The 25,636-nt window shown below is 71.5% G+C and carries 28 protein-coding genes; 15 read left to right on the top strand and 13 right to left on the bottom strand.

All coding sequences use genetic code 11. The annotated features are described in order from the left end of the window. Positions 1-278: 278 nt before the first annotated feature. Both E1292_RS27035 and E1292_RS27030 read left to right on the top strand, forming a co-directional pair. Complete coding sequence (locus E1292_RS27035; protein WP_132598013.1) at positions 279-590, top strand: hypothetical protein; 312 nt, start codon at positions 279-281, stop codon at positions 588-590. Positions 591-665: 75 nt separating this feature from the next. Beyond that, complete coding sequence (locus tag E1292_RS27030) at positions 666-1,253, top strand: histidine phosphatase family protein (RefSeq protein WP_132598012.1); 588 nt, start codon at positions 666-668, stop codon at positions 1,251-1,253. Between the two features lie 157 nt (positions 1,254-1,410). On the opposite strand, the gene E1292_RS27025 is transcribed toward E1292_RS27030, so the two are convergent. Beyond that, entirely contained in the window at positions 1,411-3,033 is a 1,623-nt protein-coding gene (locus tag E1292_RS27025; protein ID WP_132598011.1) for a pyruvate, phosphate dikinase, read from the bottom strand. Then, positions 3,030-3,659, bottom strand: coding sequence for a transcriptional regulator (locus E1292_RS27020; RefSeq protein ID WP_132598010.1), 630 nt, complete (start codon positions 3,657-3,659; stop codon positions 3,030-3,032). Before E1292_RS27020 ends, E1292_RS27025 begins: the two co-directional genes overlap by 4 nt. Positions 3,660-4,074: 415 nt before the next feature. Here E1292_RS27020 and hemW point away from each other — a divergent pair, with 415 nt between their 5' ends. Then, positions 4,075-5,295, top strand: coding sequence for a radical SAM family heme chaperone HemW (hemW, locus tag E1292_RS27015; protein WP_132598009.1), 1,221 nt, complete (start codon positions 4,075-4,077; stop codon positions 5,293-5,295). Here hemW and E1292_RS27010 read toward each other — a convergent pair. From E1292_RS27010 to E1292_RS27000, 3 genes are read right to left on the bottom strand one after another with little or no spacing between them, the layout of a single operon-like run. Next, positions 5,292-6,326 carry a DUF4870 domain-containing protein gene (locus E1292_RS27010; RefSeq protein WP_132598008.1) on the bottom strand — a complete coding sequence of 345 codons (1,035 nt, stop codon included), beginning with the start codon at positions 6,324-6,326 and terminating at the stop codon, positions 5,292-5,294. The two genes, hemW and E1292_RS27010, sit on opposite strands and share 4 nt — an antisense overlap. Beyond that, positions 6,323-7,129 carry a DUF3097 domain-containing protein gene (locus E1292_RS27005; RefSeq protein WP_132598007.1) on the bottom strand — a complete coding sequence of 269 codons (807 nt, stop codon included), beginning with the start codon at positions 7,127-7,129 and terminating at the stop codon, positions 6,323-6,325. The genes E1292_RS27010 and E1292_RS27005 overlap by 4 nt, the downstream gene beginning before the upstream one ends. A gap of 17 nt (positions 7,130-7,146) precedes the next feature. Then, positions 7,147-7,674, bottom strand: a complete 528-nt coding sequence (locus E1292_RS27000; protein WP_246090355.1) for a hypothetical protein — start codon at positions 7,672-7,674, stop codon at positions 7,147-7,149. A gap of 818 nt (positions 7,675-8,492) precedes the next feature. Between E1292_RS27000 and hrcA the strand changes: the two genes are divergently transcribed. The 3 genes from hrcA to E1292_RS26980 are packed head-to-tail and all read left to right on the top strand — an operon-like array spanning position 8,493 to position 11,390. Beyond that, on the top strand, positions 8,493-9,506 hold the full coding sequence (gene hrcA / locus E1292_RS26990) for a heat-inducible transcriptional repressor HrcA (RefSeq protein ID WP_132598006.1): 1,014 nt from the start codon (positions 8,493-8,495) through the stop codon (positions 9,504-9,506). A gap of 11 nt (positions 9,507-9,517) precedes the next feature. Next, entirely contained in the window at positions 9,518-10,663 is a 1,146-nt protein-coding gene (dnaJ, locus tag E1292_RS26985; RefSeq protein WP_132598005.1) for a molecular chaperone DnaJ, read from the top strand. A 1-nt stretch (position 10,664) separates the two neighbouring features. Further along, positions 10,665-11,390, top strand: coding sequence for a 16S rRNA (uracil(1498)-N(3))-methyltransferase (locus E1292_RS26980; RefSeq protein ID WP_132598004.1), 726 nt, complete (start codon positions 10,665-10,667; stop codon positions 11,388-11,390). 15 nt (positions 11,391-11,405) lie between these two features. On the opposite strand, the gene E1292_RS26975 is transcribed toward E1292_RS26980, so the two are convergent. Both E1292_RS26975 and E1292_RS26970 read right to left on the bottom strand, forming a co-directional pair. Continuing rightward, positions 11,406-12,053, bottom strand: a complete 648-nt coding sequence (locus E1292_RS26975) for a hypothetical protein (RefSeq protein ID WP_132598003.1) — start codon at positions 12,051-12,053, stop codon at positions 11,406-11,408. Beyond that, positions 12,050-12,562 (bottom strand): SigE family RNA polymerase sigma factor, encoded by a 513-nt coding sequence (locus E1292_RS26970; protein ID WP_080047132.1) that lies wholly within the window; start codon positions 12,560-12,562, stop codon positions 12,050-12,052. The genes E1292_RS26975 and E1292_RS26970 overlap by 4 nt, the downstream gene beginning before the upstream one ends. A gap of 281 nt (positions 12,563-12,843) precedes the next feature. Here E1292_RS26970 and E1292_RS26965 point away from each other — a divergent pair, with 281 nt between their 5' ends. From E1292_RS26965 to era, 8 genes are all read left to right on the top strand, one after another. Further along, on the top strand, positions 12,844-13,188 hold the full coding sequence (locus E1292_RS26965) for a histidine triad nucleotide-binding protein (RefSeq protein WP_132598002.1): 345 nt from the start codon (positions 12,844-12,846) through the stop codon (positions 13,186-13,188). A 117-nt stretch (positions 13,189-13,305) separates the two neighbouring features. Continuing rightward, positions 13,306-14,361 (top strand): PhoH family protein, encoded by a 1,056-nt coding sequence (locus E1292_RS26960; RefSeq protein ID WP_132598001.1) that lies wholly within the window; start codon positions 13,306-13,308, stop codon positions 14,359-14,361. After that, entirely contained in the window at positions 14,351-14,827 is a 477-nt protein-coding gene (ybeY, locus tag E1292_RS26955; RefSeq protein WP_132598000.1) for an rRNA maturation RNase YbeY, read from the top strand. Before E1292_RS26960 ends, ybeY begins: the two co-directional genes overlap by 11 nt. Beyond that, positions 14,824-16,119, top strand: a complete 1,296-nt coding sequence (locus E1292_RS26950) for a hemolysin family protein (RefSeq protein ID WP_132597999.1) — start codon at positions 14,824-14,826, stop codon at positions 16,117-16,119. Before ybeY ends, E1292_RS26950 begins: the two co-directional genes overlap by 4 nt. 313 nt (positions 16,120-16,432) lie before the next feature. After that, entirely contained in the window at positions 16,433-17,071 is a 639-nt protein-coding gene (locus tag E1292_RS51375; RefSeq protein ID WP_165974759.1) for a hypothetical protein, read from the top strand. A 102-nt stretch (positions 17,072-17,173) separates the two neighbouring features. Beyond that, positions 17,174-17,491 (top strand): cytidine deaminase-like protein, encoded by a 318-nt coding sequence (locus E1292_RS26940; RefSeq protein ID WP_132597998.1) that lies wholly within the window; start codon positions 17,174-17,176, stop codon positions 17,489-17,491. A gap of 1 nt (position 17,492) precedes the next feature. Next, complete coding sequence (locus E1292_RS26935) at positions 17,493-17,972, top strand: NUDIX domain-containing protein (protein WP_132597997.1); 480 nt, start codon at positions 17,493-17,495, stop codon at positions 17,970-17,972. A 15-nt stretch (positions 17,973-17,987) separates the two neighbouring features. Beyond that, entirely contained in the window at positions 17,988-18,896 is a 909-nt protein-coding gene (era, locus tag E1292_RS26930; protein WP_246090354.1) for a GTPase Era, read from the top strand. A gap of 33 nt (positions 18,897-18,929) precedes the next feature. Here the strand turns inward: era and E1292_RS26925 are convergent, their stop codons facing one another. Together E1292_RS26925 and E1292_RS26920 are read right to left on the bottom strand one after the other, a co-directional pair. Beyond that, positions 18,930-20,366 (bottom strand): MmgE/PrpD family protein, encoded by a 1,437-nt coding sequence (locus E1292_RS26925; RefSeq protein WP_246090353.1) that lies wholly within the window; start codon positions 20,364-20,366, stop codon positions 18,930-18,932. A 79-nt stretch (positions 20,367-20,445) separates the two neighbouring features. Continuing rightward, complete coding sequence (locus tag E1292_RS26920; RefSeq protein WP_132597995.1) at positions 20,446-21,258, bottom strand: cyclase family protein; 813 nt, start codon at positions 21,256-21,258, stop codon at positions 20,446-20,448. A 296-nt stretch (positions 21,259-21,554) separates the two neighbouring features. Between E1292_RS26920 and E1292_RS26915 the strand changes: the two genes are divergently transcribed. Next, positions 21,555-22,364, top strand: a complete 810-nt coding sequence (locus tag E1292_RS26915; RefSeq protein ID WP_132597994.1) for an IclR family transcriptional regulator — start codon at positions 21,555-21,557, stop codon at positions 22,362-22,364. A 121-nt stretch (positions 22,365-22,485) separates the two neighbouring features. On the opposite strand, the gene E1292_RS26910 is transcribed toward E1292_RS26915, so the two are convergent. The 4 genes from E1292_RS26910 to E1292_RS52300 all read right to left on the bottom strand — a co-directional run bounded on the left by E1292_RS26910 (position 22,486) and on the right by E1292_RS52300 (position 25,601). Next, a complete protein-coding gene (locus E1292_RS26910) occupies positions 22,486-22,956 on the bottom strand; it encodes a hypothetical protein (RefSeq protein WP_132597993.1) in 471 nt (156 codons plus the stop codon). 75 nt (positions 22,957-23,031) lie between these two features. Continuing rightward, entirely contained in the window at positions 23,032-23,913 is an 882-nt protein-coding gene (locus E1292_RS26905) for an urease accessory protein UreD (RefSeq protein WP_132597992.1), read from the bottom strand. Beyond that, positions 23,913-24,587, bottom strand: coding sequence for an urease accessory protein UreG (gene ureG, locus E1292_RS26900; RefSeq protein WP_132597991.1), 675 nt, complete (start codon positions 24,585-24,587; stop codon positions 23,913-23,915). Before ureG ends, E1292_RS26905 begins: the two co-directional genes overlap by 1 nt. 15 nt (positions 24,588-24,602) lie before the next feature. Continuing rightward, positions 24,603-25,601: an urease accessory protein UreF gene (locus E1292_RS52300; protein WP_181958297.1), complete on the bottom strand. Its 999-nt coding sequence runs from the start codon at positions 25,599-25,601 to the stop codon at positions 24,603-24,605. Between the last annotated feature and the right edge of the window lie 35 nt (positions 25,602-25,636).

Raw genomic sequence — 25,636 nt, 5'->3', positions numbered from 1 at the left:
TTCGAGCGTAGCCAATGGCGCGGGGCTGCGCGGAACGATGGCCGCCGCCGTGCGCGCGAGGCGACCGCTCGCCGTCCCGCCGGGCAGCGACCGCAGTTTCGCGGCACAGCGGCCGCAGCGTCGCAGAGGAGTGATCGCAGCGTGGCAGAGGAGTGATCACCGTTTCGCGGGCGCAGCGACCGCCGTCCCGTGGAGCGGCGATCGCCGCGTGCGTAGGGGATTCTGTCGGTGCCGCCCTCTACCTTCTCTACCGAACACGTGTGCGACAGGAGGGTGAAGTGATCGCTTCTGAGCGGTTCGAGCGTGCCGCGGTGCTGGGGGTCGCCATGGCTGAGGAGACCCGGAGGTTGCTGCGGCACCATCTGGCCTCGCCGGGGGAGGAGGGAGACGACGGCACGGTGCTCGTCGACGTGCCCTATCCCGACGCGGCCGTGTTGACGGCGGTGCTCGACGTGGCGGCCGAGTGCTTCGGGGAGCGGGGCGACTCGGTCGAGGAGGCCAGGCAGGCGGCGCTGGAGACGCTGTTACAGCTGGCGGGGTTCGACGCGGAGTCGCAGCTCAACCCGGGCGCGCCGGGGGGTGGCCGCTGACCGGGTGGCGTTCGAGGGCATCTCCCCTAATATGTTCATGACATCGGGATGTTGGAGACATCTGAAGGGGTTGTGATGGCGACTCGGCACCTGTACGTGGTGCGGCACGGCGCGGCCGACCCGTTCGGCGAGCTGACCGACGTGGGGGAGCGGCAGTCGCACCTGGTGGCGGATCGGCTCGCCCGCCTGCCGGTCGATGCGGTGTGGCATTCGCCGCTGCCCCGGGCGGTGCGCTCAGCGGAGATCATCGGTGAGCATCTGCCGGAGGCTCCCGTGCGCGAAGCGGCCGAGCTGATCGATCATGTGCCACACGTGCCGGATGAGATACCGCCGGCGTGGGCGGGATTCTTCGACGGCTACGACGCCGCGGAGGCCGCCGCGGGCGCGAGACTCGCGAATGCCCTGATCGATCGGTTCGCTCGCCCCGCCGAGACCGAGATCCACGAGGTCCTGGTCACGCATGCCTACCAGGTTGCCTGGCTGGTGCGGCAGGCCCTCGACGCGCCGCCGGCGCGGTGGCTGGGACTGGGCTGCGGCAACACGGCGCTGACCGCGATCGACTATTACGACGGGGCGGCACCGGCAGTGCTGCTCTACAACGACATGGGCCACCTTCCGGCTGAGCTGCGCTGGACCGGATTCGGGCCGAGCGTCCGGCCCTGAGAGGCGGAGTGCGAGAAGCCGCACGACAAAGCCGGCTGTCTCCCGCGGGTCCCACCATGGGCGGGTGTGCTCTCGCGGGCCCTGCCATGGGTGCCGTGCTCTCGCATGTCGCCCATGGATGGAATGGCTCTGGGCCGGCACGCTGGTGGTGACGGAGCTAGTGGTGACGAAGTGTGGCGTGGGCGGCGCTGAGGCGCTGGGCCTCCTCGCGCTCGGAGTGGTCGCCCGACACGTCGTCTGCCCAGGCGAGGAGCCGGCGCAGGTGGGCGTCGGCCGCGTCCGTGGAGACGGGAGGGCTGCCGAGGGCCACCTCGCCGCTGGTTCCGTCGATGGTGACGAGGGTGCCTTCGCTGACGGTGCGCCCATCGGCTCCCCACGAGGCGGCGGCGACATCGACGACGAGGCCGGTGACGCCGACGACAGCGGGCTTTCCCATCGCCCGTGCGACGACCGCGGCGTGACTGGCCGACCCGCCGCGCCCGGTGACGATGCCCGTGGCGGCGGCCAGGCCGCGCATGTCGTGCGGGGAAGTCTCCGGGCGCACCAGGATGACCGGGCCGTCCGCGGCCATGCGCACCGCCGCTTCGGTCGTGGTCGCCACCTTGCCGACCGCGACGCCGGGACAGGCCCCCACTCCCCGGGCCACGATGTCGGCCTTCGCCGGGGCCGCTATGCGGGGCGTGCGTACATGCCGGAGGTGGTGTGGCGAGACCCTGAGCAGTGCTTCGCGCCGTGTGATGAGGCGCTCGTCGGCGAGTTCGGTCGCGACGCGCACGGCGGCGCCTCCGACGAACCGGCCGGGCCGGACCTGCAACAGCCACAGCCCGCCGGCCTGGAAGGTGAACTCGACGTAGCACGCGTCGCGGTAGTGCCCCTCGACCCGGCGCAGGGCTTCGATCAGGGCGGTCCACACGGCCGGCTCCCGGGCGGCGAGTTCGTGCAGGGGAAGGGTCCGTGATCGGCCTGAGACGACGTCTTCGCCCTGGTGCCCGAACAACACGTCGCCGAACGGGACGTTCTCCCCGGTGTTGGGGTCACGGCTGAAGGCGACTCCGGTGCCGCTGCGGTCGTCACGGTTCCCGAACACCATCGCCTGCACGATCACCGCTGTGCCGAGATCGTGCGGAATGTCATGCAGTTCGCGGTACGTACGCGCGCGCGGTGCGTCCCACGACGAGAAGACGGTCTCGACCGCCAGTTCCAGTTGCCGGGCCGCGTCGTCCGGGATCGGCCGGCCCCCTCGTTGCCGGACGAGCTTCTCGATCGCTTCGATCAGCTGTGCGTCCCCGTCGCCTGTCCCTCGCCCGTGGGCTCCGCCGGGGCCGGCGGCCACTCCCAGGACGTCGGTGTTCGTGATCGCGGACGCGAAGCTCGACAGGAACCGCAGCCGCGAGTTCAGTACGAACCGCGCGTCGCCGGTCTCGGTGGCCAGTCCCGCTGACGCTTCGGTCGTGAGGCCGAGGTTCAGGACGGTGTTCATCATGCCGGGCATCGACACGCTCGCCCCGGAGCGTACCGACACGGCCAACGGCGCCTGAGCGCCGCCGAACCGGCGCCCCGTCGCGGCCTCCAGGCCGGTCATGGCGATCGCGAGCTCCTCGGCCAGTCCGGCGGGAAGGCGGCCCTCACGCATGAATGCCCGACACGCCTCGACGGTGACGACGAACCCGGCCGGCACCGGCAACCCCAGGCGGTGCAGGGCCACGAGGCCGTGTGCTTTGGCCCCCAGTACCTCCGCAGGCTCCCTGACCCGCGCGCTGAGCGGTCGTATCCACCTCACCGGGGGATCCCGAGCGTCGCGAGCAGGTCTTCGTGAAGCTGGGCCCACACGGTGTGGTACGAGGCGGCGACGTGGTCGGCCACGTACTCCAGCTCGCCCGAGTTCGCACGATCGAGGGCTTCGGCCAGGCGGGTTCGATAGCGGCCGAAGCGCGGCAACGCCGCGGCCAGCTCCGCGCAGACGACCGCGGCCCGCTGGTCCAGGGCGGCGAATCGGCCGAGAACGCGAGTGTCGTACGACGGGTCGCTGTGGTCGTTGACGGTCATGACACCGTCGATGGGCCTCAGCTGCCAGGCCGTGCAGAGATCGAGCAGTTCCGGGTTGAGCACGAGAAAGCGCTCGTAGGCCGCGGTGACAGCGGGACGCGCGCCACCTGCTTCGAGCTCATCGGTGATCCACTCGGCATCTGCGACCCGGCCGGCATCCGTCAGGCCCCACACGTCGAACCCGGCGGCCAGATGCGTGACGAGACCGGCGACCGCGAGATCGATCAGCTCGGACTCGACGTCGGATTCGTCCATGCCGGTGGCCGCAGCCACACGGGTGAGGCCGGCATGGCCGCCACAGCGCAGTGCGTGGAGCACCAGCAGCCCGCTGCCGGTGCGGCGAGGCGTGGGCCGGCTCATGGCGCTGCTCTTCGTGGCCGCACGCGGTCGCCAGGTGAGGGCCGGCTCATGGCGCTGCTCTTCGTGGCCGCACGCGGTCGCCAAGTGCGGACAGGCTCATGGCGCGGCCTTTCGCGACCGCGCGCCGTGCGCGGTGTGGACTGCCGTCTCGGCTCCGTCGTCCACCGCGCTCCGGGTCGCCGCCGGGGAGCTCTGCTCGATGGACTCCCGCATCGCCGCCGACGCGCTTCTGCCGGATCCACGCCGGCCGTATCTCTACCGCTTCTTCCCGCCATGACATGCCCTGGATGTTCTCACAATTCCGATGGTGACGTCATCTGAATGGCGCGTCAAGAATACGGGGGAGCGTCGCGACAGAGCCCTCCGCCGACGCCCGAAGCCGGAGCACTCCCGCGAGGCGGGCAGACTGGAAGGCGTGCCATCAACCCCGCCTGACGGCGATCCCGCGCCCGCCACGGGCGAGCTGCCCGCGAGCGCCCTGAGCGGGCTCGGCGAGCGTCCGTTCGGCTTCTACGTGCACGTGCCGTTCTGCGTCACGCGCTGCGGCTACTGCGACTTCAACACCTACACCGCCGCCGAGCTCGGCCCCGGCGCCTCCCACCGCGACTACGCCGACACTGTCGTCGAGGAGATCCGGCTCGCGCGCCGCGTCCTGGGCACGGCCGAGCTGCCGGTGGAGACGGTGTTCTTCGGCGGGGGCACCCCCACCCTGCTGCCTCCTGAAGACCTGGCCCGGATCCTGGGCGCGATCGGCTCGGAGTTCGGGTTGCGGCCGGGGGCCGAGGTGACGACCGAGGCCAACCCGGAGTCCGTCGACCCGTCCTCCCTCGACAAGCTCCGCCACGGGGGGTTCAACCGGATCAGCTTCGGCATGCAGAGCGTCCGCGAGCACGTGCTCCAGGTGCTCGACCGCGGGCACACGCCGGGGCGGGCCGCCGCGGCCGTACGAGAGGCGCGGGCGGCCGGGTTCGAGCACGTCAACCTCGACCTGATCTACAGCACGCCCGGCGAGTCCGACGACGACTGGAGGGCCTCTCTGGACGCGGCGATCGAGGCCGGGCCCGACCACGTGTCGGCGTACTCGCTGATCGTCGAGGACGGCACCAGGCTGGCGGCCAGGATCCGGCGGGGCGAGCTGCCGATGCCCGACGACGACGTGGCCGCCGACCGCTACCTGATCGCTGACGAGATGCTGTCGCGGGCAGGCTTCCGCTGGTACGAGGTGTCCAACTGGGCCACCTCCGACGCGGCGCGATGCCGGCACAACCTGCTCTACTGGACCGGCGGCGACTGGTGGGCCGCCGGCCCCGGCGCGCACAGCCACGTCGGCGGCACCCGCTGGTGGAACGTCAAACACCCCGCCGCCTACGCCCAGCGGCTGGCCGGCGGCGCCTCGCCCGCGCACGCCCGCGAGGTGCTGGACACCGGCGACCGCGACGCCGAACGCCTGATGCTGGAGCTGCGGCTGGCGTCCGGCTACCCGCTCGCCGAGGTCGCGCCCGCCGCGCGTCCCGCTGTGGCGAGCGCGCTGGCGCGAGGGCTGCTCGAACCGGGGCAGTTCAGGTCGGGGCTGATGGTGCTCACGCTCCAGGGTCGGCTGCTGGCCGACGCCCTCATCAGGGATCTGCTCGTCTAGGTGATCATGCGGATGGCGAACGGATAGCGGTACATCTGCCCCTTGTTCGTGGCCATGGCCGCCTGGATGTGGAAGATCAAGGACACAATCCAGACCACCGGCAGCAGCAGGATGCCGACGAAGACGATCGTCAGGATGCTCGAGACGAGATAGCCGATGAACATCGTGATCTGGAAGTTGAGCGCCTCGGCCGCCTGGTCCCGCACGTAGGGCGACTCGTCCTTCTTCATGAGGTAGATGACCAGCGGACCGATCCAGGAGGCCAGCAGGCCGAGAAGGTGCGCGATCATCGCCAGCGAGGTGTCGTCGGTACCCGGGCGAGGGCCGAAACGGCCGGGGACGTACGGCTCGTGGGGGCCGCCGGGGTAACCGTGGCCGGGCGGAGGGCCGTAGCCGGGCGGGGGAGGGCCGTATCCCTGGAATTGGCCCTGGCCGGGCGGTGGTGCGTAACCGGGAGGCGGACCGTAGCCGGGCTGCCCGCCATAGCCAGGCGGCCCACCATAGCCGGGCTGGCCGGTGTACCCTGGCTGGCCGCCGTAGCCGGGCGGCTGGGGTCCGTAGACGGGCTCGGAGTCGGGCATCCGGCCGTAGGGCTGCTCGCCGTAGGCGGGCTCGGACCCGGGCTGCGGGCCGTACCCCGGCTGGCCGCCGTAGCCGGGCTGGCCGGTGTAGCCCGGCTGGCCGGTGTACCCGGGCCGGCCGCCGTAGCCGGGTTGGCCGGTGTAGCCGGGTTGGGAGCCGGGTTGCTGGGCGTATCCGGGTTGGTCGCCGTACGGGGGCTGAGGGCCCGGTTGAGGGCCGTAGCCGGGCTGGGTGCCTGGTTGGGGGTCGTAACCAGGTTGAGGGCTCGGTTGGGGGCCGTAACCAGGTTGGGGGGCGTAGCCGGGTTGGGAGCCCGGTTGGCCGCCGTAGCCCGGGTGGTCGCCGGGGGCCGGGGACTGAGGGCCGGAGCCGTGGTCCGGCTGGAGGTCTGACGCGGACACCTTGCGGGTGCGTTCGTCGTCAGGGGGTGGCTGGGGATCCTGGCTCATGGTGTCTCCGTCACGAAGTCGATCAGTTCTTCGACCCGGCCGAGCAGCTCCGGCTCCAGGTCGGTGTAGGTCGAGACGGCGCCGAGGATGCGCCGCCATGCCTGCGCGGGCTCCATGCGCCAGCCCAGGGCCGCGATCACGCCTTCCTTCCACGGCACCCCGCGCGGTACGTCGGGCCAGCCGGGGATGCGCAGCACGGACGGTTTGACCGCCTGCCAGATGTCGACGTAGGGATGCCCCACGACGAGCACGTCCGGCGAGGTGATCTCGGCGGCGATCCGGCTCTCCTTGGAGCCGGGCACGAGATGGTCGACCAGCACTCCGAGACGGCGCCCAGGCTCGGGACCGAACTCCGCCACGATGGCGGGCAGATCGTCCACGCCCTCCAGATATTCGACCACGACCCCTTCGACCCGCAGGTCGTGACCCCAGATCTTCTCCACTAGGGCGGCGTCGTGCACGCCCTCCACGTAGATCCGGCTCTCCCTGGCCACCCTGGCCCGCAGTCCTTGGACGGCGATCGAGCCCGACGCGCTGCGCCTGGGGCCCGTGGAAGCCGCCTCCGGGCGTACGAGTGTCACGGGCTTGCCCTCCAGCAGGAACGCGGCGGGCGCGAGGGGGAACAGCCGGCGCTTGCCGAACCGGTCTTCGAGCGTGACGGCCTCCTTGTCACAGGCCACCACCGCGCCGCAGAAGCCGCTGTCGGCGTCTTCCACGACGAGCTCCAGCTCGGCGGGCACTTTTGGGATCTTGCCCTTGCCCGGCCGACGCCAATTCCCCGCCAGTACATCGCCCTCGTACACACGGGGACGGTAGCAAATCACCCGCCGACCGCAAGGCGCTTGCGCGACGCACTCCGGCCCGCCAGGACGACGACCGTGCCGATGATCGCGGCGAGCAGCCCCGCGCCGCCGATCAGCAACGGGGTGGTCGTCCCGCCGTCCGAGGAGGAGGCGTCCCTTCCGATGCCGTAGCGTACGGTGGCCTGCTCCTGGTGGGTGCAGGTCAGCTGGTAGTCGCCCCTGGCGGGTGCGTTGATGACGAGGAACTGCTGCCAGACCGTGCCGCCCTCCGTGACCTTCGGGACGCCCGCGGTCTTGGCCAGCTTGGCCGGCCCTGGGCCGCCGGAGATCTCGCAGGAGTAGTTGACGGCCGTGTCGCTGGCGATGTAGACGGCCGGTTTGTCCGCGGGATCGATCGGCACCGTGACTCTTTCGCCGGACGCGAACGTCTTGGTCGGCGCCGGGCCGGACGCGCCGCTCCCGCCGCCGAACATGACGGCGGCGATGATCAGGCACACGGCGGCCACGCCCCAGACGGCTCCGAGCCACCACAGGGGTGGCGTCACGGGCTTCGGGTCGATGCGGGGCGGGAACTGGGGCTGCCCGCCATGAGGTCCGTACTGCGGCGGCGGGCCGAACGGGGGCTGCGGGCCGTACTGGGGTGACTGCCCGTACGGCGAGGGCTGACCCTGGTACGGCGGTTGCCCATGCGGCCCCGGCTGGCCTTGGTGCGGCGGTTGCCCGTACGGCCCGGACTGGCCTTGGTGCGGCGGGTCCCCGTATGGTCCGGGCTGGTCTTGGTACGGCGGTTGCCCGTATGGTCCGGGCTGGTCTTGGTGCGGCGGTTGCCCGTACGGTCCGGACTGGCCCTGGTACGGCGGTTGCCCGTACGGCGAAGGCTGACCGTAGCCCGAGGGCTGATCATACGGTGGCGATGGATGCCCGAACTGCGGCGGCGGACTGTAGCCCTGCTGTGCATCCGCTTGGGGCACGTAGCCGGGTTGCGAACCGGGTTGGGGCTCGTGGCCGGGTTGCGAACCGGGTTGGGGCTCGTAGCCGGATTGGGAGCTCGGCTGGGGGCCGAAGCCGGGTTGGGAACCTGGTTGAGGGGTGTAGCCAGGCTGGGAGCCTGGTTGCGGGCCGTACTGCGGAGGTTGGGGCTGACCTTGGTCGGGATCCTGCCCTGGCGGCTGGTTGGACGACGGGGGCTGGGAATCGTCGGTCATGTGCGCAAGTGTGAGGCCTGTCCCTTACCGGAAGCTAGAAGCAGGACAGGACACGGTGTTATCGCACCTTGTGGGCGAGAGCCGTACACTTGGCACTCGGGAACACAGAGTGCTAGAGCCTGTGTTTTCCCCATGGCAAGAGGGCAGGAGGTGAGCGCGTGCTTGACGAACGGAAGCTGGCGGTGCTCCGCGCCATTGTCGAAGACTACGTGTCAACCAACGAACCGGTGGGCTCCAAGGCGCTGGCCGACCGCCACAATCTGAAGGTCTCGCCGGCGACGGTCAGGAACGACATGGCGGCGCTGGAGGAGGAGGGATACATCACGCAGCCCCACACCAGCGCGGGCCGGGTGCCGACGGACAAGGGCTACCGCCTGTTCGTCGATCGGCTCTCGCAGGTCAAGCCGCTGTCGGGGGCCGAGCGCCGGGCGATCGAGACGTTCCTGGCCGGCGCGGTCGACCTCGACGACGTGGTGACCCGCACGGTTCGCCTGCTCGCGCAGCTGACCAGGCAGGTGGCGGTGGTGCAGTATCCGACGCTGACCCGTTCGACGGTGCGGCACGTCGAGCTCGTCCCCCTGAACGACCGCCGGGTCATGCTGGTGCTGATCACCAACACCGGCCGCGTCGAGCAGCGCGTGATCGAGCTGCCCGAGGTGGTGGAGGAGGCGCGCATCGCGCATCTGCGCGCCGTGCTCAACGCCTGCCTCGACGGCTGCGGCCTGAGCAGCGTGCCCGACCTGGTGGCCGACCTGCCGGAGCGGTTGCCCGCAGAAGACCGGCCCGCCGTGGCGACGATCCTGTCGGTGCTGCTCGAGACCCTGGTGGAGCGGCACGACGAGAAGATCGTGTTCGCCGGGGCGGCCAACCTCGCCGGCGCCGACTTCTCCACCGGCCTCCGCGACGTGCTGGAGGCGCTGGAAGAGCAGGTGGTGCTCATGCGGCTGCTCGGCGAGACCACCTCCGACACCCCGTCCGCGCTCACCGTGCGCATCGGCTCGGAAAACCCCTACCTGCGGGGCACATCCATCGTCGCGACCGGATACGGTTCTGGCGACAACCAACTGGCCCGGCTCGGGGTGCTGGGACCGACGAGGATGGATTATCCAGTGACGATGGGCGCCGTGCGCGCGGTGGCACGCTACGTCAGCCAGATCCTGGCTGCATCATAAGAGGTCGATAAGTGGCAAACAGCGACTACTACGCCACCCTCGGGGTGCGCCCTGACGCCAGTCAGGACGAGATCAAGAAGGCCTACCGCAGGCTCGCCCGCGAGCTGCATCCTGACATGAACCCCGATCCTGAGACTCAGGACAGGTTCAAGGAGATCACCCAGGCCTACGAGGTCCTGTCCGACCCGAACAAGCGCCAGATGTACGACCTGGGCGGCGACCCCTTCGGCGGCGCCGGAGCGGGCGCGGGCGCCGGAGCCGGCGGGTTCGGCGCGGGCTTCCCCTTCAGCGACATCATGGACGCCTTCTTCGGCACCGCGGCCGGCGCCAGGGGCCCGCGCTCGCGTGCCCGCAGGGGCCGCAACGCCACCATCAGGGTCGAGCTCGACCTGCGCGAGACCGCGTTCGGCACCACCCGCGAGCTGGTCGTCGACACGGCCGTGATCTGCGAGGTCTGCCAGGGCGCGGGCGCGGCGGCCGGCACCCACCCCGACACGTGCGACATGTGCAACGGGCGCGGCGAGATCTCCCAGGTCACCCGCTCGTTCCTGGGGCAGGTCATGACCTCGCGGCCGTGCCCGCAGTGCGGCGGGTTCGGCACCATCATCCGCAACCCCTGCCAGGAGTGCTCGGGCGACGGCCGGGTGCGCACCCGGCGCACGATCAAGGTCCGCATCCCCGCGGGCGTCGAGGACGGCACCCACATCCAGCTCGCCGGCGAGGGCGAGGTCGGCCCCGGAGGCGGCCCGCCGGGGGACCTGTTCCTCGAGATCGTCGAGCGGCCTCACGAGATCTTCGAACGGCGTGGCGACGACCTCCACTGCACCGTGCAGATCCCGATGACGGCCGCCGCGCTGGGCACGGTGCTGACGGTGGAGACGCTCGACGGCGCCGAGGAGGTCGACGTCCGCCCGGGCACCCAGTCGGGTCAGGTCATCACGATGTACGGGCGCGGCGTGCAGCGGCTCAACGAGTCCGGCAGGGGCGACCTGCTGATCCACGTCAACGTCGAGACGCCGACCCGCCTCGACACGGCGCAGGAGGAGCTGCTGCGCGAGCTGTCCAGGCAGCGCGGCGAGGAGCGGCCTCCGGGCAAGTTCGCCCCGGGGCAGCAGAGCTTCTTCTCCCGCCTGCGCGACGCCTTCAACGGCAGGTGACGTGACCGTCCCCGTGTTCCTGTCGCGGGAGCTGGACGGCACGGAGCTGACGCTCGACGGTCCGGAGGGGCGCCACGCGGCCTCTGTCAGGCGCCTGCGGGCCGGCGAGCGGGTCGACCTGACCGACGGCGCCGGCTCCGTCGCCGAGTGCGTCGTACGCGAGGTGGTGAAAGACGCGCTCAGACTCGACGTGATCGGCCGATACACCGTCGAGCCGCCCCGCCGGCGGCTGGTCGTCGTCCAGGGGCTGCCCAAGGGCGACAGGGGCGAGCTGGCGGTCGAGATGATGACCGAGGCGGGCGTCGATGTGATCGTGCCGTGGTCGGCCTCACGGAGCATCACGCAGTGGAAGGGCGACAAGGTCGCCAAGGCGCTGGGACGCTGGCGGTCCACGGCTCGTGAGGCGGGCAAGCAGGCCCGCAGGTTCCATCTGCCGGAGGTCGCCGAGCTCGCCTCCACCTCGCACGTCGAGCGGCTGCTGTCGGAGGCGGCGCTGGGGCTGGTGCTGCACGAGGAGGCGGCCGAGCCGCTGTCGGGCGTGGAGTTGCCGGCGGGGGGCGACATCGTGGTGGTCGTGGGGCCCGAGGGCGGCGTCTCCGCGGACGAGCTCGACAGGTTCCGTGCGGCGAAGGCCGTGCCGGTGCTGCTGGGACCCACGGTCCTGCGTACGTCCACGGCGGGCGTGGCGGCGGCGGCCGTGCTGATGACGCGTACAGGGCGCTGGTAGGGCCTCTGAGGACCGTCAGGGCGCCGGCTGGGAGGCGTCGAGGAGCGGGCTGCTGCCGGCGGTGGGCGTCTCTTCGACGACGTCGCCGGGCGGGCACTCCTCCAGCGGGCAGGCCGTGGGCTCCATTGACGTCTCTTCTGGGGTGGGCGTCGGGCTGAGGGTGCTCGTGGGGCAGTCGGCCGCCGGTTCGGCCGGCTCGACGGTCGTCGACGGGCACGTGGTGGGCGTGGGGCTGGGCGAGGGCGACGGCGCCCTGGTCGAGTCGGCCGTCTTGGAGGCCCGCGGCGTCGGGGACCTCGACTCCGGCGGCACGAAGACGACCTCGGAGCGCGAGGGAACGGGCTTCTTCGGCGAGGGCTCGTGCGAGCGGGTGGTGGAGGAGTTGGACGGGACCTCGGTGGACTCGACACCGGCGGGCTGGACGGAACTTTCCTCGGTGATCTGGGAGCGCAGCCCGGGAACCATCATCACGATCGTTCCCGCCACGAGAAGGGCACTGGCGGCGGCCGCCCCCGCACGCCACCAGAACAGGTTACGAACGCCGCGCCGCTCGATGCGAGCACGGATGATCTCCAGTCCTTCCGGCGAGGGCACGACCGCATCCGCCTCCGCGCGGAGCGCGCGACGCAGCGCGTCGCCGTACTCGTCGGGGGGCTGGGTCATGACATTTTCTCCAGAACGGATCGCAACGCGGCCATGCCACGAGCGGTGTGGCTCTTGACCGCCCCCTTGCTGATGCCCATGGCGTGGGCGATCTCAGCTTCGGACAGATCACCGTAATAGCGTAGGACCAGTGCTTCTCTCTGTCGGGTCGGCAGGGCTCGTAACGCCTCGATGACGGCGGAGCGTTCCAGCTCGCCGATCGCGCCGTTCTCGGCGCTCGGGGCGTCAGGCAGGCCCTTTGGAGCGTACTTCTCGACGACCGCGCGGTGACGCAGCACGGAACGGGACCGGTTGACGACGGATTGACGCAGGTAGGCGAGTGCTTTGTCGGGATCACGCAGCCTACGCCAGGCACCATGAATGGCGACGAACGCATCCTGCACGACTTCCTCAGCGGTTGCTATGTCGCGCACCAGCAACACAGCGAGACGCACCAACGACCGGAAGTGCGCGCTGTAGAGCGCGGTAACGGCCATGTCGGCATCCCACCCGACCGGCACCGCCCCCATCGACCTGTCGGCCAGAAGGGTTTCGGTGGTCACATCAGTGGGACGCGCGGCCTTCCCAGAGGGTTTACGCTCTTCCGGTTCTTGAGGTTTCCCCGGTTCCTTAGGGTGCATTACCCAGTCGTGTTCCTCGCCAGGTGGCGCTCGCCCGACCCTGAATCGTGTTCTTTTTTGCTGAAGTGTCGCACACTCACCCTAACCTCGTGGATCTTCCTGCGCACGACACAGCTGATTACCGATTCGCAACGGACTCCTGACGGCGAGGCTGTCGATAGGGTACCGGTGTGAACGACTGCCTCTTCTGCAAAATCGTGGCCAAGGAGATCCCGGCCGAGATCGTCTACGAGACCGGCAGGGCACTGGCGTTCCGCGACATCAACCCGCAGGCCCCCACCCACGTGCTGGTCATCCCGAAGGGGCACTACTCCGACGCGGCGGCGCTCGCCGACGCCGACGACGGGCTGGCCGACGAGGTGCTCAAGGCCGCCCACGCCGTGGCCGTCATGGAGGGCGTGGCAGAGGAGGGCTACCGCGTGGTGTTCAACACCGGGCCGGGCGCCGGGCAGACCGTCTTCCACGTGCACGCCCACGTCCTGGGCGGGCGTGCGCTGACGTGGCCGCCGGGATAGCCGGACCTCTGATGCCCAACCCGGTGATATTGGCGCGAGCAATCGGCGTCGTCCCGGATACGATGGGCTCAGAAGACACCGAAAGAGACCGGGAGGCATCAGGCCGCGGGCCTGCCCATGTCCGAACTACACGAATCCCGACGCACGGCACCTCCCTCGCGCACACAAGCCAAGGTGCTGATTCCGGACGAATACCCGATGGTCAGCCTCCTCGGCTCCCGTGACGAGCTGCTCCGCGTCATCGAGGGCGCCTTCAAGGCCGACATCCACGTACGCGGCAACGAGATCACCGTCACGGGCTCCCCCGACGAGAGCGGCACCGTGGTGCGGCTCTTCGAGGAGCTCGTCGAGGTGCTGCGCAGCGGCGGTGAGCTCACGCCCGACGCGGTCGAGCGCAGCATCGCCATGCTCCGCATGACCTCCGACCGCCCCGCCGAGGTGCTCTCCCTCGACATCCTCTCCTCCCGCGGCCGCACCATCAGGCCGAAGACGGTCAACCAGAAGCGCTACGTCGACGCGATCGACAAGCACACGGTCGTGTTCGGCATCGGCCCCGCGGGCACCGGCAAGACCTATCTCGCGATGGCCAAGGCCGTGCGGGCGCTGCAGGAGAAGCGGGTCAACCGGATCATCCTGACCCGGCCCGCGGTCGAGGCGGGCGAGCGGCTCGGCTTCCTGCCCGGCACCCTCTACGAGAAGATCGACCCCTACCTGCGGCCGCTCTACGACGCGCTGCACGACATGATCGACCCCGACTCGATCCCCAAGCTGATGGCCGCGGGCACGATCGAGGTCGCGCCACTCGCGTACATGCGCGGACGAACGCTCAATGACGCGTTCATCATCCTCGACGAGGCGCAAAACTCCTCGGCCGAGCAGATGAAGATGTTCCTCACCCGGCTCGGGTTCAACTCCAAGATCGTGGTGACGGGCGACGTGACGCAGGTCGACCTGCCCGCGGGCACGGTGAGCGGGCTGAGGGTGGTGCAGGAGATCCTCGACGGCATCCCCGACATCCACTTCTCCCGGCTGACCAGCTCCGACGTCGTACGCCACAAGCTGGTGAGCGACATCGTCGACGCCTACGGGCGCTACGACGCCTCCCGGGCCGCCCAGGAGCTGAAGCCCGTCCAGCAGCGGGGGAAGCGGCGGGTGAGCGACCGTGAGCATTGAGCTGAACAACGAGTCCGGCGTCGAGGTCGACGAGGAGTCTCTCGGCGCGCTGGCCGCCCACGTGCTCGGCGAGATGGGCATCAACCCGCTCGCCGAGCTGTCCATCGTGATGGTCGACGAAGACGCCATGGCCGAGTTGCACGAGAAGTGGATGGGTGAGCCGGGCCCGACCGACGTGCTGGCCTTCCCGATGGACGAGCTGCGTCCCGGCGGCGGCGCGCGCGGCGAGGCCGACGGCGCCGCCGACCCCGCGCTTTTGGGCGACGTCGTGCTCTGTCCGCACGTGGCCGCCAGGCAGGCGGCGGAGGCGGGCCACGGCACCGCCGACGAGCTGGAGTTGCTGTGCACCCACGGCATCCTCCACCTGCTCGGCTACGACCACGCCGAGCCTGAGGAGCACAAGGAGATGTTCGGCTTGCAGGCCCGGCTCCTCGAGTCGTGGCAGGAGGTGCGCAACTCGCGGTGAACGCCTGGTTGTTGCTGGCCATCGCCCTCGTGATCATCGGTGGCCTGATCGCCAGTGCGGAAACGGCACTGACGCGCATCTCCAGGGTGCGCGCCGAGGAATACGCGCGTGAGAGCTGGCGTGGCGCGGCGCGGCTGCAGGCCATCGTCAACGACCCGCCGCGCTACCTCAACCTGCTGCTGCTGCTCAGGTTGAGCTGCGAGCTGGTCGCCACGGTCATCGCCACCCTGCTGTTCATCGACCTCATGCACGACCAGGGCTGGGCCTACGTCTGGGCCGCCGTCGTGATGATCGTGATCAGTTACGTGGTGGTCGGGGTCATGCCGCGTACGCTGGGCCGCCAGCACGCCGAACCGGTCGCGCTGGCCAGCGCCCCGATCGTGTACGGCCTGACCCGCATCTTCGGCCCCCTGCCCAAGCTGCTCATCCTGCTCGGCAACGCGCTGACCCCCGGCAAGGGGTTCCGCGACGGGCCGTTCACCTCGGAGGCCGAGCTGCGTGACCTGGTCGACCTGGCCGAGGAGCGCAGGGTGATCGAGCCCGACGAGCGCGAGATGATCCACTCGGTCTTCGAGCTGGGTGACACGCTGGTGCGCGAGGTCATGGTGCCCCGCACCGACATGGTCTACATCGAGCGCGGCAAGACGATCAGCCAGGCCCTGTCGCTGGCGTTGCGGAGCGGGTTCTCCCGCATCCCGGTCGTGGGCGAGAACGAGGACGACGTCGTCGGCATCGCCTACCTGAAGGACATCGCCCGCAAGATCCACGAGTCGGGCGAGGGCGGTGGCAAGGACACCGTCGAGTCGATCATGCGTCCGGCCGCGTACGTGCCCGAGAGCAAACCCATCGACCAGCTCATGCGGGAGATGCAGGCCAGGCAGATCCACATCGCGATCGTCATCGACGAGTACGGCGGGACGGCGGGCCTGGTCACGATCGAGGACGTCCTGGAGGAGATCGTCGGCGAGATCACCGACGAGTACGACCAGGAGGCGCCGCGCGTCGAGCCCATGCCCGACGGTGGCATGCGGGTGACCGCGCGCATGCCGGTCGACGAGCTCGGCGAGCTGTTCGACAGGGAGATCGAGGTCGACGACGTGGAGACGGTGGGCGGCCTGCTGGCCCACGCGCTAGGGCGGGTGCCGATCGCCGGCTCGCACGCGCAGGTGGCCGGGCTCTCGCTGACCGCCGAGAGCCTCGCGGGACGCCGCAACCGCATCAGCACCGTGGTGGTGCGCCGGGTGACACCTCCTGAGGACGAGGCCGTTCCCGCCGCCGCCGAGCGGGAGTGACCCGCGAGCGGGACGTATACGGATGGATGCCGCAAGCGTTCTACAAGTGATCTGCAAGCTCCGCACGGCAGTCTTCTCACCAGGACATCCAGTGCGGTGGGTGTCAGGGAGCGCCAGAAGCCGGATGGGGTTCGCGGCAGGCTGGCGCTCCGGGGGGCGACGGCGTCACAGCCTGCTAGGGGGTTGTGACGTCGGTCGGCGCAAGGGTGTTCTCGTCCAGGAAACCGGATGAGAACACCCTTTTTGCGGGTTGGTGGGAATTTCGGTGGATTGCTGCTTTCGCCGGTTGGGGAGGCTGCGACCAGGGGGAATCATGAGGCGCGAACGAGGGATCGTCGGCTGCGGGCTGCTGGCCTGCGTCCTGGCCGGATGCGGCGGGGGCGGGGCAGCGGGGAGCCACCTTGACCCGAGGGCCATGGCGCAGTTGCGCGCGGTGCTCAGCGAGGAGCCTCGGCTGCCCGACGGGTTCACGCCCAGGCCGGGGGAGGCGTGGCGGATACCGTTCGACAAGGCGGGCAAGAACTGCCGCACCATGCTCCGCCCCGCGGAGGGACGGGCCCCGAGCCAGGCGCTGACCGCCCAGGCGGCGGTCAGCTATGCCGGCGACAACCTGGGCGAGCAGGCCGGGGTCGCGCTCGCCAGGTACACCGGTGGCGAGGCGGCCGACCACCTCGACGAGCTGGCCGACGCGCTGGAGTCGTGCCGGCGCGTCAGCTCCCCCTCCGGCACCGACCTGCGCTCGCGGGAGCTGCCGATCGAGGACGTCGGGGACGAGGCCGTGGGGGCACGGCTGGCCGGCCGGCTGAACGGCTACCCGTACGCGATGGACGTGGTGCTGTCGCGGGCCGGCGACACGCTGGTGTCGGTGGTGCACACCGGTCTGGAGGACGTGGACGCCGGGCGTACCCGTGCGATGGTCGACGCGGCCATCACCATGGCGGGGGACCGCTGAGGCCGGCATGGCGGGGGACCGCTGAGGTCACCACGGCGGGGGACCGCTACGGCTGACCCCTCGCCGTCGTCCGCCCGGCGGATCACTCGTTAGCCTGTTCCCGTGACTCTCGATCCGGAAGACAGCAAGATCATCCTTTTGGCCCGGTCCGCAAGGGCCCGCAACGGCTCCGCGGAAGGAGCCGCCGTGCGCGACGAGACCGGCCGCACCTACGCGGCGACCAACGTGGCGCTGGAGGCGCTGACGCTGTCGGCCGTGCAGGTCGCGGTGGCCATGGCGATCTCCAGCGGGGCGCGGTCGCTGGAGGCCGCCGCTCTGGTGAGCGAGGGCGGGCCGAGCTCCGCCGACGAGGCCGCGGCCGCCGAGCTGGGCGTCAAGGCGCTGCTCGTGGCGGGCCCCGACGGCACGGTGCGGGGCTGACATGCCGATGTCGCCCTTTCTGGCGCGACTGCGGGAGAAGGTCGGCACCGACCTGCTGATGCTGCCGTCGGCCGCCGGCTTCGTGTTCGACGACGAGGGCAGGCTCCTGGTGGCCCGGCACGGCGACGTGGGGCTCTGGGCGGCGCCGGGCGGCGGCATCGACCCCGACGAGCGGCCGGCGGACGCCGTGGTCAGAGAGTTGCACGAGGAGCTCGGCCTCGAGATCGAGGCGCGGGGACTGATCGGCGTGTACGGCGGCCCCGAGTTCCGCACCGTCTACCCCAACGGCCACCGGGTCGGCTACGTCATCGCGGCGTACGCCTGCGCGGTCGTCGCCGGGCGTCCCCAACCCGACGGCGTGGAGATCGACGACTTCCGCTGGGTGTCGGAGCAGGAGCTCGCCGGGCTCGAGACGACCCCGTGGACCCCGCTCGTGGCGCCGGAGGCGTTCGCCTGGTGGCGTGAACACGTCGGTCGATAGGCCACAATGCACAGTGTGACTTCGCCAGACAGCCATCGCGCCGGATTCGCCTGCTTCGTGGGGAGGCCGAACGTCGGCAAGTCCACTCTGATGAACGCCCTCGTCGGCAGCAAGGTGGCGATCACCTCGTCCAAGCCGCAGACCACCAGGCGCGTCATCAGGGGCATCGTGCACCGTCCCGACGCCCAGCTCATCATCGTCGACACGCCGGGGCTGCACCGCCCGCGCACGCTGCTCGGCGAGCGGCTCGACAGCCTGGTGCTGTCCACGCTGACCGAGGTCGACGCGATCGGTTTCTGCGTGCCGGCCAACGAGCCGATCGGCAAGGGCGACCGGTTCATCGCCGACAAGCTGGCGGCGGTGAAGAAGACTCCGGTCGTCGCGGTGGTGACCAAGTGCGACCTGGCGAGCAAGGAGCAGATCGCCGAGCAGCTGCTGGCGGTCTCGGAGGTTGGGGAGTTCGCCGCCATCGTGCCCGTGTCGGCGCAGTCGGGTGAACAGCTCGACGTGCTGGCCGACGTGCTGATCGAGCACATGCCCGAGTCGCCGCCGCTTTACGAGGACGGCCGGCTCACCGACGAGCCCGAGCAGATCCTGGTCGGCGAGCTGATCAGGGAGGCGGCGCTGGAGGGCGTGCGTGACGAGCTGCCCCACTCGATCGCCGTCGTCGTGGACGAGATGCTGCCCAGGGAAGGGCGCGACGACCTGCTCGACATCTACGCGCACCTGTTCGTGGAGCGGCCGTCCCAGAAGGCGATCGTCATCGGGCACAAGGGTTCGCGGCTGCGCGAGGTCGGCACCAAGGCTCGCCAGCAGATCGAGGGGCTGCTGGGCACCCGGGTCTTTCTCGACCTGCGCATCAGCGTGGCGAAAGACTGGCAGCGCGACCCGAAGCAGCTGCGCCGCCTGGGCTTCTACGACTGACAGGCGGCCCTGGCAGGCGTGCCGCGGCGCCGCTCAGTCCGGTGCGGGCGACGGCGGGCGGGTGGCGCCGAGGGCCGGCTGGAGCAGGCCGGTGACGTCGTCGCGGCCGGCCAGCCCGCGGACCTGCCGGGCGAGCGCCGTGACGGCCTCCGGCGGGAGCACGCGCGAGGCGTTCAGCCGATACTTCTCCTCCAGCTCGTCCATGCTCAGCGGATGCTCGGGCCCGCCCCGCGAACTGTGCACCCGATGCTCCAGCCGCCGCCCGTCCTTGGTGCGGACGCGCAGCACGGCCGAGAACGCCAGCGGGAACTCCTCCGTGCACACCTCGTCGGCCACCACCCGCACCCGAGCGGCCAGGGCGAGCCGCTTCTCGTCGCGGAAGGCGGCCTCGGTGAAGTCGTCGAGGTGCAGCCCGAGCCCGCCGCCGCCGACCAGCGCGCTGGCCACCGTGTACGGCCCCGAGAACTTGGCATGGTACGGAGTCCGGGGCCGCACCTTCTCCTCGTACGGCTCGCCGATCGTGCGCAGCGGCGCGGCCGCCACGCCCAGCTCGATCTCCGCCACGTCCTCGGCCCGCAACCCCTGCACCCGCAGCGCGAGCGCCGCGTCGATGCCGGGATGGGTGAAATGGTTGGACGGGTACGGCTTGTAGACGGTGCGCAGCAGTTCCCACCGCTCGCCGAGCCCGTCGGTGATCGCGGCCGCGTCGTAACGCCCGTCGAGGAACGCCTGGAAGAAGCCGAAACGTCCCTCGAAGACCGTCGGTGGCCCGGTCACCCCCTCGGCGGCCATCATGGCGGCGACGACGCCCGCGTGGGCCGCCCAGCCGCAGTGGACGCGCTTGACGGTGCCGCCGGTGCGATTGGCCTCGATGACCCCGGCTCCCATGCTCGCGGCGATGCCCATGGCCGCCGCGATGCCGCCGGCGTCCAGGTCCATGAGCAGGGCCGACGCGGCGGCGGCGCCGACGGTGCCGCAGATGGACGTGGCGTGCCAGCCCTTCTCGAAGAACAGTGAGTTGCGCAGCTCGGGCAGGTAGGAGGCCATGCCGAGCCGGTTGGTGATCTCGTTGCCGACGGCGATGGCCTGGCACAGCGCCGCCCCGGACGCGCGCGCCGACTCCGCGACCGCCAGCGCGGCGGGCACGACGGAGGCGGACGGGTGGAGCACCGAGGGCAGGTGCGTGTCGTCGAAGTCGAGCGCGTGCGCGAGCGTGCCGTTGACCAGGGCGGCCGACGGCGCGGGAAGCGCGAGCGGGTGGCCGAGCACGGAGGACTCGCCGGCTCCGCCCCACCGGTCGGCCAGCCGCCGCACCGCCTCGTGCGGCTCGTCGTGGCCGGTGAGCTCCAGGGCGGCCAGACCGTTGCCGAACATGTCGAGCACGCGACCCGTGACGTCCTCCATGACCGGCGCGGGCAGCCCCGTACGGGCGTGCGCGGCGAACTCGGCGAGGGCGGTCACGATGGTCACAGCGGCCGCCCCGGCGGAACCGGCCGGACCCGGTGTGGCGGGCGTCCCCAGGGAGCGCCGGGGGTGGAGGGGGCGCCGGTCATGGACCGAGCACCGCGAGCGGCCGTACGGGGGCGCCGGTGGCGCCGACGACGTGCAGCGGGTTGATCACCAGCAGGAACTCGGTCGCGCCGAGCTCGCGCAGCCGGGTCAGCCGCATGGTCTCCACGATGTTCACCCCGGCCTCCACCAGGAGGATGCGGTGCACCGGCAGCGTGGCGTGGCCGCGTCCGGCCGCGATGTGCTCGAACGCGATGGTCTCGCCGCCGGCCACCCTGACGCCCCGCTCGACCAGCCAGCGGGCGGCGTCGGCGCCGGGCCCGGGCACGCCGCCCTCCTCGCCGACGAACCGGGACGGCCGGTCCCATTCGAGCGACCAGCCGGTGCCGATCAGCACCGCGTCGCCGGGCCGGATCGCCACGCCCGTCCTGTCCAGCGCCGCCTCCAAATCGTCCCGGGTCACCTCATATCCGGGTGGCAGCACGTCCACGCCGTGCACGGCGGTCACGTCGAGCAGCACGCCGCGCCCCACGTACGGGGGGAAGGTCTCGATGCCGAGCCGGGACAGCCCCTGGTGCGACTGGATGCCCGCGACCTCGACCCCGCCGTACGCGTGCCCGTCGTGGGAGACGTGGCCGAGCGCGTCGACGTGGGTGCCCACGTGCCCGCCGGTCACGATCAGCTCGTTGGCGGCCGACCCGCCGTCCTCGCGCACCATGTCGCCGTGGCGGCGCTCGATGACCATCCTGAACCTCGGATGGTTCGGCGACTGCGGCATGCCCGTCCGCATGGGCTGGGCGAGGTCCACGACCTCGGCGCCGTCGAGTTGCCGCCAGAGCGTCGTACCCGCCATCACACGACTCCCTCGGACGTGCACCTCGCCACCCGGCGGCTTGCCGTGGTGCGGCGCTCCGGTGTCCTCGGCGGTGGCGGATCGGCGTCCGGGACGATCTGCGCTGCCTCCACGAATCGGCCTCCTCAGGTGGCTGCGTGCGCGGGCCGGGAACTCGCCACACTGTGAAACGGCGTTACGGTGTGTGGAACAGGTCCGCTCGCGCGAGAGCATACCCGGAGTACGCGCTCGTCCGGTACCGTGCCCGAGGCGTGAGAGCCGGCCACCAAGCGCCCCGACCGTCCCCAGGAGGACAGATGCCGACGAAAAGCTCTGGTGCGGCACCAGGAAGGGAGCACGCCGGACAGGTCATCGCCTCGGTGGAGCGCGCCGCCCATGTGCTGATGCACTTCGCCGAGACCCCCTCCGACACGCTCGGGGTGACCGAGATCGCCGAGGCGCTCGGCATGTCCAAGGCCGCGGTGCACCGCATCCTCGCCTCGCTGCGCGTACGCGGGCTCGTCGAACTCGACCCCGCGACCCGGCGCTACTCGCTCGGAGCCGGCGCGATGCGCCTGGGCCTGGCCTGCCTCGACCGGATCGACGTACGCCGCATCGCCGGGCCCGAACTGGTCACGCTGTCCCGGCGCACCGACGAGACCGCCACGCTGTCCATCCGCACCGGGCGTCACCGCGTCTACGTCGACCAGGTGACCCCGGCCCGTGAGGTCATCATGAGCGTCAGCCTGGGCGTCGCCCACCCGCTGCACGCGGGCGGCTCGTCGAAGGCGTTCCTGGCGTTCCTGACCGGCGAGGAGATCGAGGACTATCTGTCGTACGGCCCGCTCGAGCCGCTGACCGGCAACACCATCGTGGACAAGGCCACGCTTCGCAGGGAACTCGCGGCGATCCGCGAGGCGGGCTACGCCCAGTCGTTCTCGGAGCGCATGCCGGGCGCGGCCTCCGTCGCCGCCCCCATCCTCGACCACCACGGCAGGCCGCTGGCCGTCGTCAGCGTCAGCGGCCCGGCCGAGCGCTTCCGGGAGGAGGCCCGCCACTGCGCCGAGATGCTGCTCGAATCAACCACCCGGTTGTCTGCGCAGATGGGCTGGACCGCACCGGGATGAAGGTGACCACCGGCGCCCCGCGGACGGCCGCGCAAGTGCCGTTCGTGGCGCTGGACGGAGGACGACCTGCCGGTCAGGCACACTCCCATCGCCGAGCCCACGATCGCCCCGGCCGGGGTCGTCAGCCACGGCGCAGCAGAGCCGCGACGGCCAGGAGGATCACCGCGACGGCCGACGCCAGCGCCGCGAACCAGCCGAACCTGATCACCGGCTCGATCGACAGCAGGTCGCCGAGATCGACGGAGACCCGATCGCGCAGGCCACGGTCGCCGGTCACGAACGACACCAGCACCACCACCGCCGCGCCTCCCGGGACGGCGGCCAGCGCGGCCAGCCGGGCACGCCCGAGCACCCCGGCGAACCCGCACGCCAGCGCCGCCAGCCCGGCCACCAGGGTGTAGACCCCGGCCGTCGCGTCGACGCCGCGGACGTCATCGGCGACCGCACCACCGATGAGCTCGCTGCGCGCCTCCACCCCGGCCCACGGCAGGACCGCGCAGGACATCAGCAGGGCGCCCGCGATCACGACGCCCAGCGGTGCGCCGCGGCGGGCGCGCGGCCTGGTGGGCGCGGGCTGCGGATAATCGGCCACACGATCAGGGTAAGCCGGACCCCGCCCCGCCACCAGCGGCATCCACGGAACCCGCTACATCACGCGACGAAGCCATCACCGATCCGCGAGCCGCCCGCCCCCGATCCGGCGGCGACCGCTGTCATCGATTCGCGAGCCGCCCGCTTCCCTCTCTCCGGCGGCGACCGCTGTCATTGACGTGCGAGCTGCCCGCTCTCCCCACTCCAGCCTTGACCGCAGCTGGACGGCGTCGGCGGCCAGAGCGGAGACCAGCGTGCCGGACAAGGCCAGCGGCAGCACGGCGACCCCGTCGGCCACGACCGTTTCCCCAGCGGACGCCGTGAGGAACGTGTTGCCGACGCAACGGGCCGCGCCATAGACGGCGGGGGAGGCGTCGAGGGCCGGCTCACCGACCACGAACTCCTGCCTGAGCAGCGGCAGGCCGCCGCAGGTGACGTCGAAGCGGGCATGGCAGCGGCCCGACGCCTCACCGTACCGGCCGAAGACGATCTCCTCCCGCCACAGCACGCTCGCGTCCGGCTCCAGCGCCAGCCGTACCAGCAGGCGGTGCTCGCATCCGGCGGCGAGCACGGTCGGCTCCGGCGCGAAGCGGAGCGTGGCGCCCGCGCCCACCCGGGCGGTGACCAGGAGCTCCGACACGCCCTCGCCGGGCAGGACCAGCGTGCTCGCGACCGAGCCCAGCTCCAGCGTGGTGTGCGGGGCGACGTCAAGGTCCAGGGCGAGCCGGTCGCCGCCGAGCGGGCCCGCCGCGGTGGAGACGAGGTGGACGGCGCACGGGCCGGTCTGGCGCAACGTCAGCGGCGGCGCCGAGGCCAGCCGCCGCAGAACGGGCGTGCCGTCCGGCCCCGACGCGGTCGCCACGGCGGCGCACGCCCGCATGACCCGGCGCCCCGAGCCGGTGCCGGCGTGTGGGGTGTCCGTGCGGCCGGTGGCTCGGTGGGCCGTGTTCCCGGGCATCAGGGGAGGGGCGCCGGGTGGGCGTGCGACCAGGCGCGCACCTGCTCCGCGACCCAGCCGGCCACGTCGCCGACCGCCGGGTCCCGCCTGATCGAGGTGAACATGACCGGCCGCTCGCCCCGAACAGCCGACGCGTCACGCGCCATCACGCCCAGGTCGGCGCCCACCATCGAAGCAAGGTCGGTCTTGTTGACCACCAGCAGGTCCGCCGCCGTGACCCCCGGTCCGCCCTTGCGCGGAACCTTGTCGCCGCCCGACACGTCCAGTACGAAGATCTGCCGGTCGGCCAGCCCTCGGCTGAACGTCGCCGTCAGGTTGTCGCCGCCGCTCTCCACGATCACCAGGTCCAGCGGCCCGAAACGGTATTCCAGCGTCTCCACGGCGTCGAGGTTCGCGGCGATGTCGTCGCGGATGGCGGTGTGGGGGCAGCAGCCGGTCTCCACGGCCAGGATGCGCTCCTCGTCGAGTACGCCCGCACCGCGCAGGAAGTCGGCGTCCTCGGTGGTGTAGATGTCGTTCGTCACCACGCCCAGCGACAGCGACGGGCCAAGCGCCCGGCACAGCGCGGCGACCAGGGCCGTCTTGCCGCTGCCCACGGGGCCGCCGACCCCGAGCCGCAGCGCCCTGCCCCGCCCGTCGGGGGCGTGGTGGTGATCGTCGTGTTGGATGCCCATCGTCGAGGTCCTTTCCTAGGAGACGAACAACCTGATCTCGGCCCGGGCATGCTGCTCGGCCAGAAGGTCAAGGGCTGGCGCCGAGTAGGCAGGCAGCGCCGCCCAGCGCACTTGGACGTTGCCGAGCTGCGCGGCCGGGGCCGCTGCCAAATCCGGCCGCACGCTGTCACCGGTGGGGTCGGGTTGCGGGGGTGCGTCTGTGAGATCCGGATACCCGTGCGCGTTCTCGGGGTGGGGTTGTGGGTGTGCGAGTCCGGGTTGTGGGTGTGCGGGGTCGGGGTGCTGGGTCGTGACGGTCAGGCAGGCGGCGGTGGCCACGGTGCGCAGCGCGGGCGTGAGGTCGGCCAGCAGGCCGTGCACGGCGACCGGGTCCAGGCCGAGCAGGCGTACCGCCGCCGTGGCCGGGCCGCTGACCGCGTGGTACGCCGCCGCCAGCGCGGCGTCCTCGGGTGCCGCTCCCGCCGCGTGCGCCGCCACCCCGAGCGCGACCGGATGGTGCGGATGCGGTACGGCCCGCGCCAGCTCGTCCAGCACCGGCGACGGCCACACCCGCCGGGCGACCCTGAGCAACAGCCTGCCCTGCGTCCTGGAGGCGTCCCGCTGAGCGGGGGAGGCGGTCCTGGCGTCCACCTCCCTGTCGAGCAGCACCCACGGATCCGCGTCACCCCGCGCCTCCCGGGCATCGGCGTCGCCGGTCTCGTCGGCCTCGTGAGTCGCATCGGCCTTGCAGGTCTTGTCGGCGTCCCAGGTCTTCTCGGCCTTTCCGGCCTCCCCGGTCAGGTGCCGGTGTGGTGGGGCGGTGGCGGGCGGCGTACCGGCGGCTTGGGCGCAGGCGGCGGCGGCGAGGGCGGCCGCGAGCGCGCCCGCCGTGTGGAGGCGGCCGCGCAGGAAGCGCGCGAGTGAGGGCACGTCGTGCACCGCCCCCGAGGTGACGGCCTGTTCGGTGCCGCCCGAGTGGGCGTGGCCGCCGGCCGGCAGGCGGGAGTCGGTGAGGAGGAGCAGGGCAGGGTGCATCAGAAGAGGAAGTACCGCTGGGCCATGGGCAGGCG

Source organism: Nonomuraea deserti, from assembly GCF_004348685.1.
Taxonomy (GTDB): Bacteria; Actinomycetota; Actinomycetes; order Streptosporangiales; family Streptosporangiaceae; genus Nonomuraea; species Nonomuraea deserti.
Note: the sequence above shows the minus strand (reverse complement) of the source record. Positions and strands in the feature narration are given on the sequence as shown.

Coding starts and splice junctions, on each gene's coding strand:
- E1292_RS27030 (WP_132598012.1), top strand. CDS start 666: ATGGCGACTCGGCACCTGTACGTGGTGCGGCACGGCGCGGCCGACCCG.
- E1292_RS27020 (WP_132598010.1), bottom strand. CDS start 3,659: ATGAGCCGGCCCACGCCTCGCCGCACCGGCAGCGGGCTGCTGGTGCTC.
- E1292_RS27010 (WP_132598008.1), bottom strand. CDS start 6,326: ATGAGCCAGGATCCCCAGCCACCCCCTGACGACGAACGCACCCGCAAG.
- E1292_RS26975 (WP_132598003.1), bottom strand. CDS start 12,053: ATGACCCAGCCCCCCGACGAGTACGGCGACGCGCTGCGTCGCGCGCTC.
- E1292_RS26970 (WP_080047132.1), bottom strand. CDS start 12,562: ATGGGGGCGGTGCCGGTCGGGTGGGATGCCGACATGGCCGTTACCGCG.
- E1292_RS26960 (WP_132598001.1), top strand. CDS start 13,306: ATGTCCGAACTACACGAATCCCGACGCACGGCACCTCCCTCGCGCACA.
- E1292_RS51375 (WP_165974759.1), top strand. CDS start 16,433: ATGAGGCGCGAACGAGGGATCGTCGGCTGCGGGCTGCTGGCCTGCGTC.
- E1292_RS26935 (WP_132597997.1), top strand. CDS start 17,493: ATGCCGATGTCGCCCTTTCTGGCGCGACTGCGGGAGAAGGTCGGCACC.
- E1292_RS26920 (WP_132597995.1), bottom strand. CDS start 21,258: ATGGCGGGTACGACGCTCTGGCGGCAACTCGACGGCGCCGAGGTCGTG.
- E1292_RS26915 (WP_132597994.1), top strand. CDS start 21,555: ATGCCGACGAAAAGCTCTGGTGCGGCACCAGGAAGGGAGCACGCCGGA.
- E1292_RS26905 (WP_132597992.1), bottom strand. CDS start 23,913: ATGCCCGGGAACACGGCCCACCGAGCCACCGGCCGCACGGACACCCCA.
- ureG (WP_132597991.1), bottom strand. CDS start 24,587: ATGGGCATCCAACACGACGATCACCACCACGCCCCCGACGGGCGGGGC.
- E1292_RS52300 (WP_181958297.1), bottom strand. CDS start 25,601: ATGCACCCTGCCCTGCTCCTCCTCACCGACTCCCGCCTGCCGGCCGGC.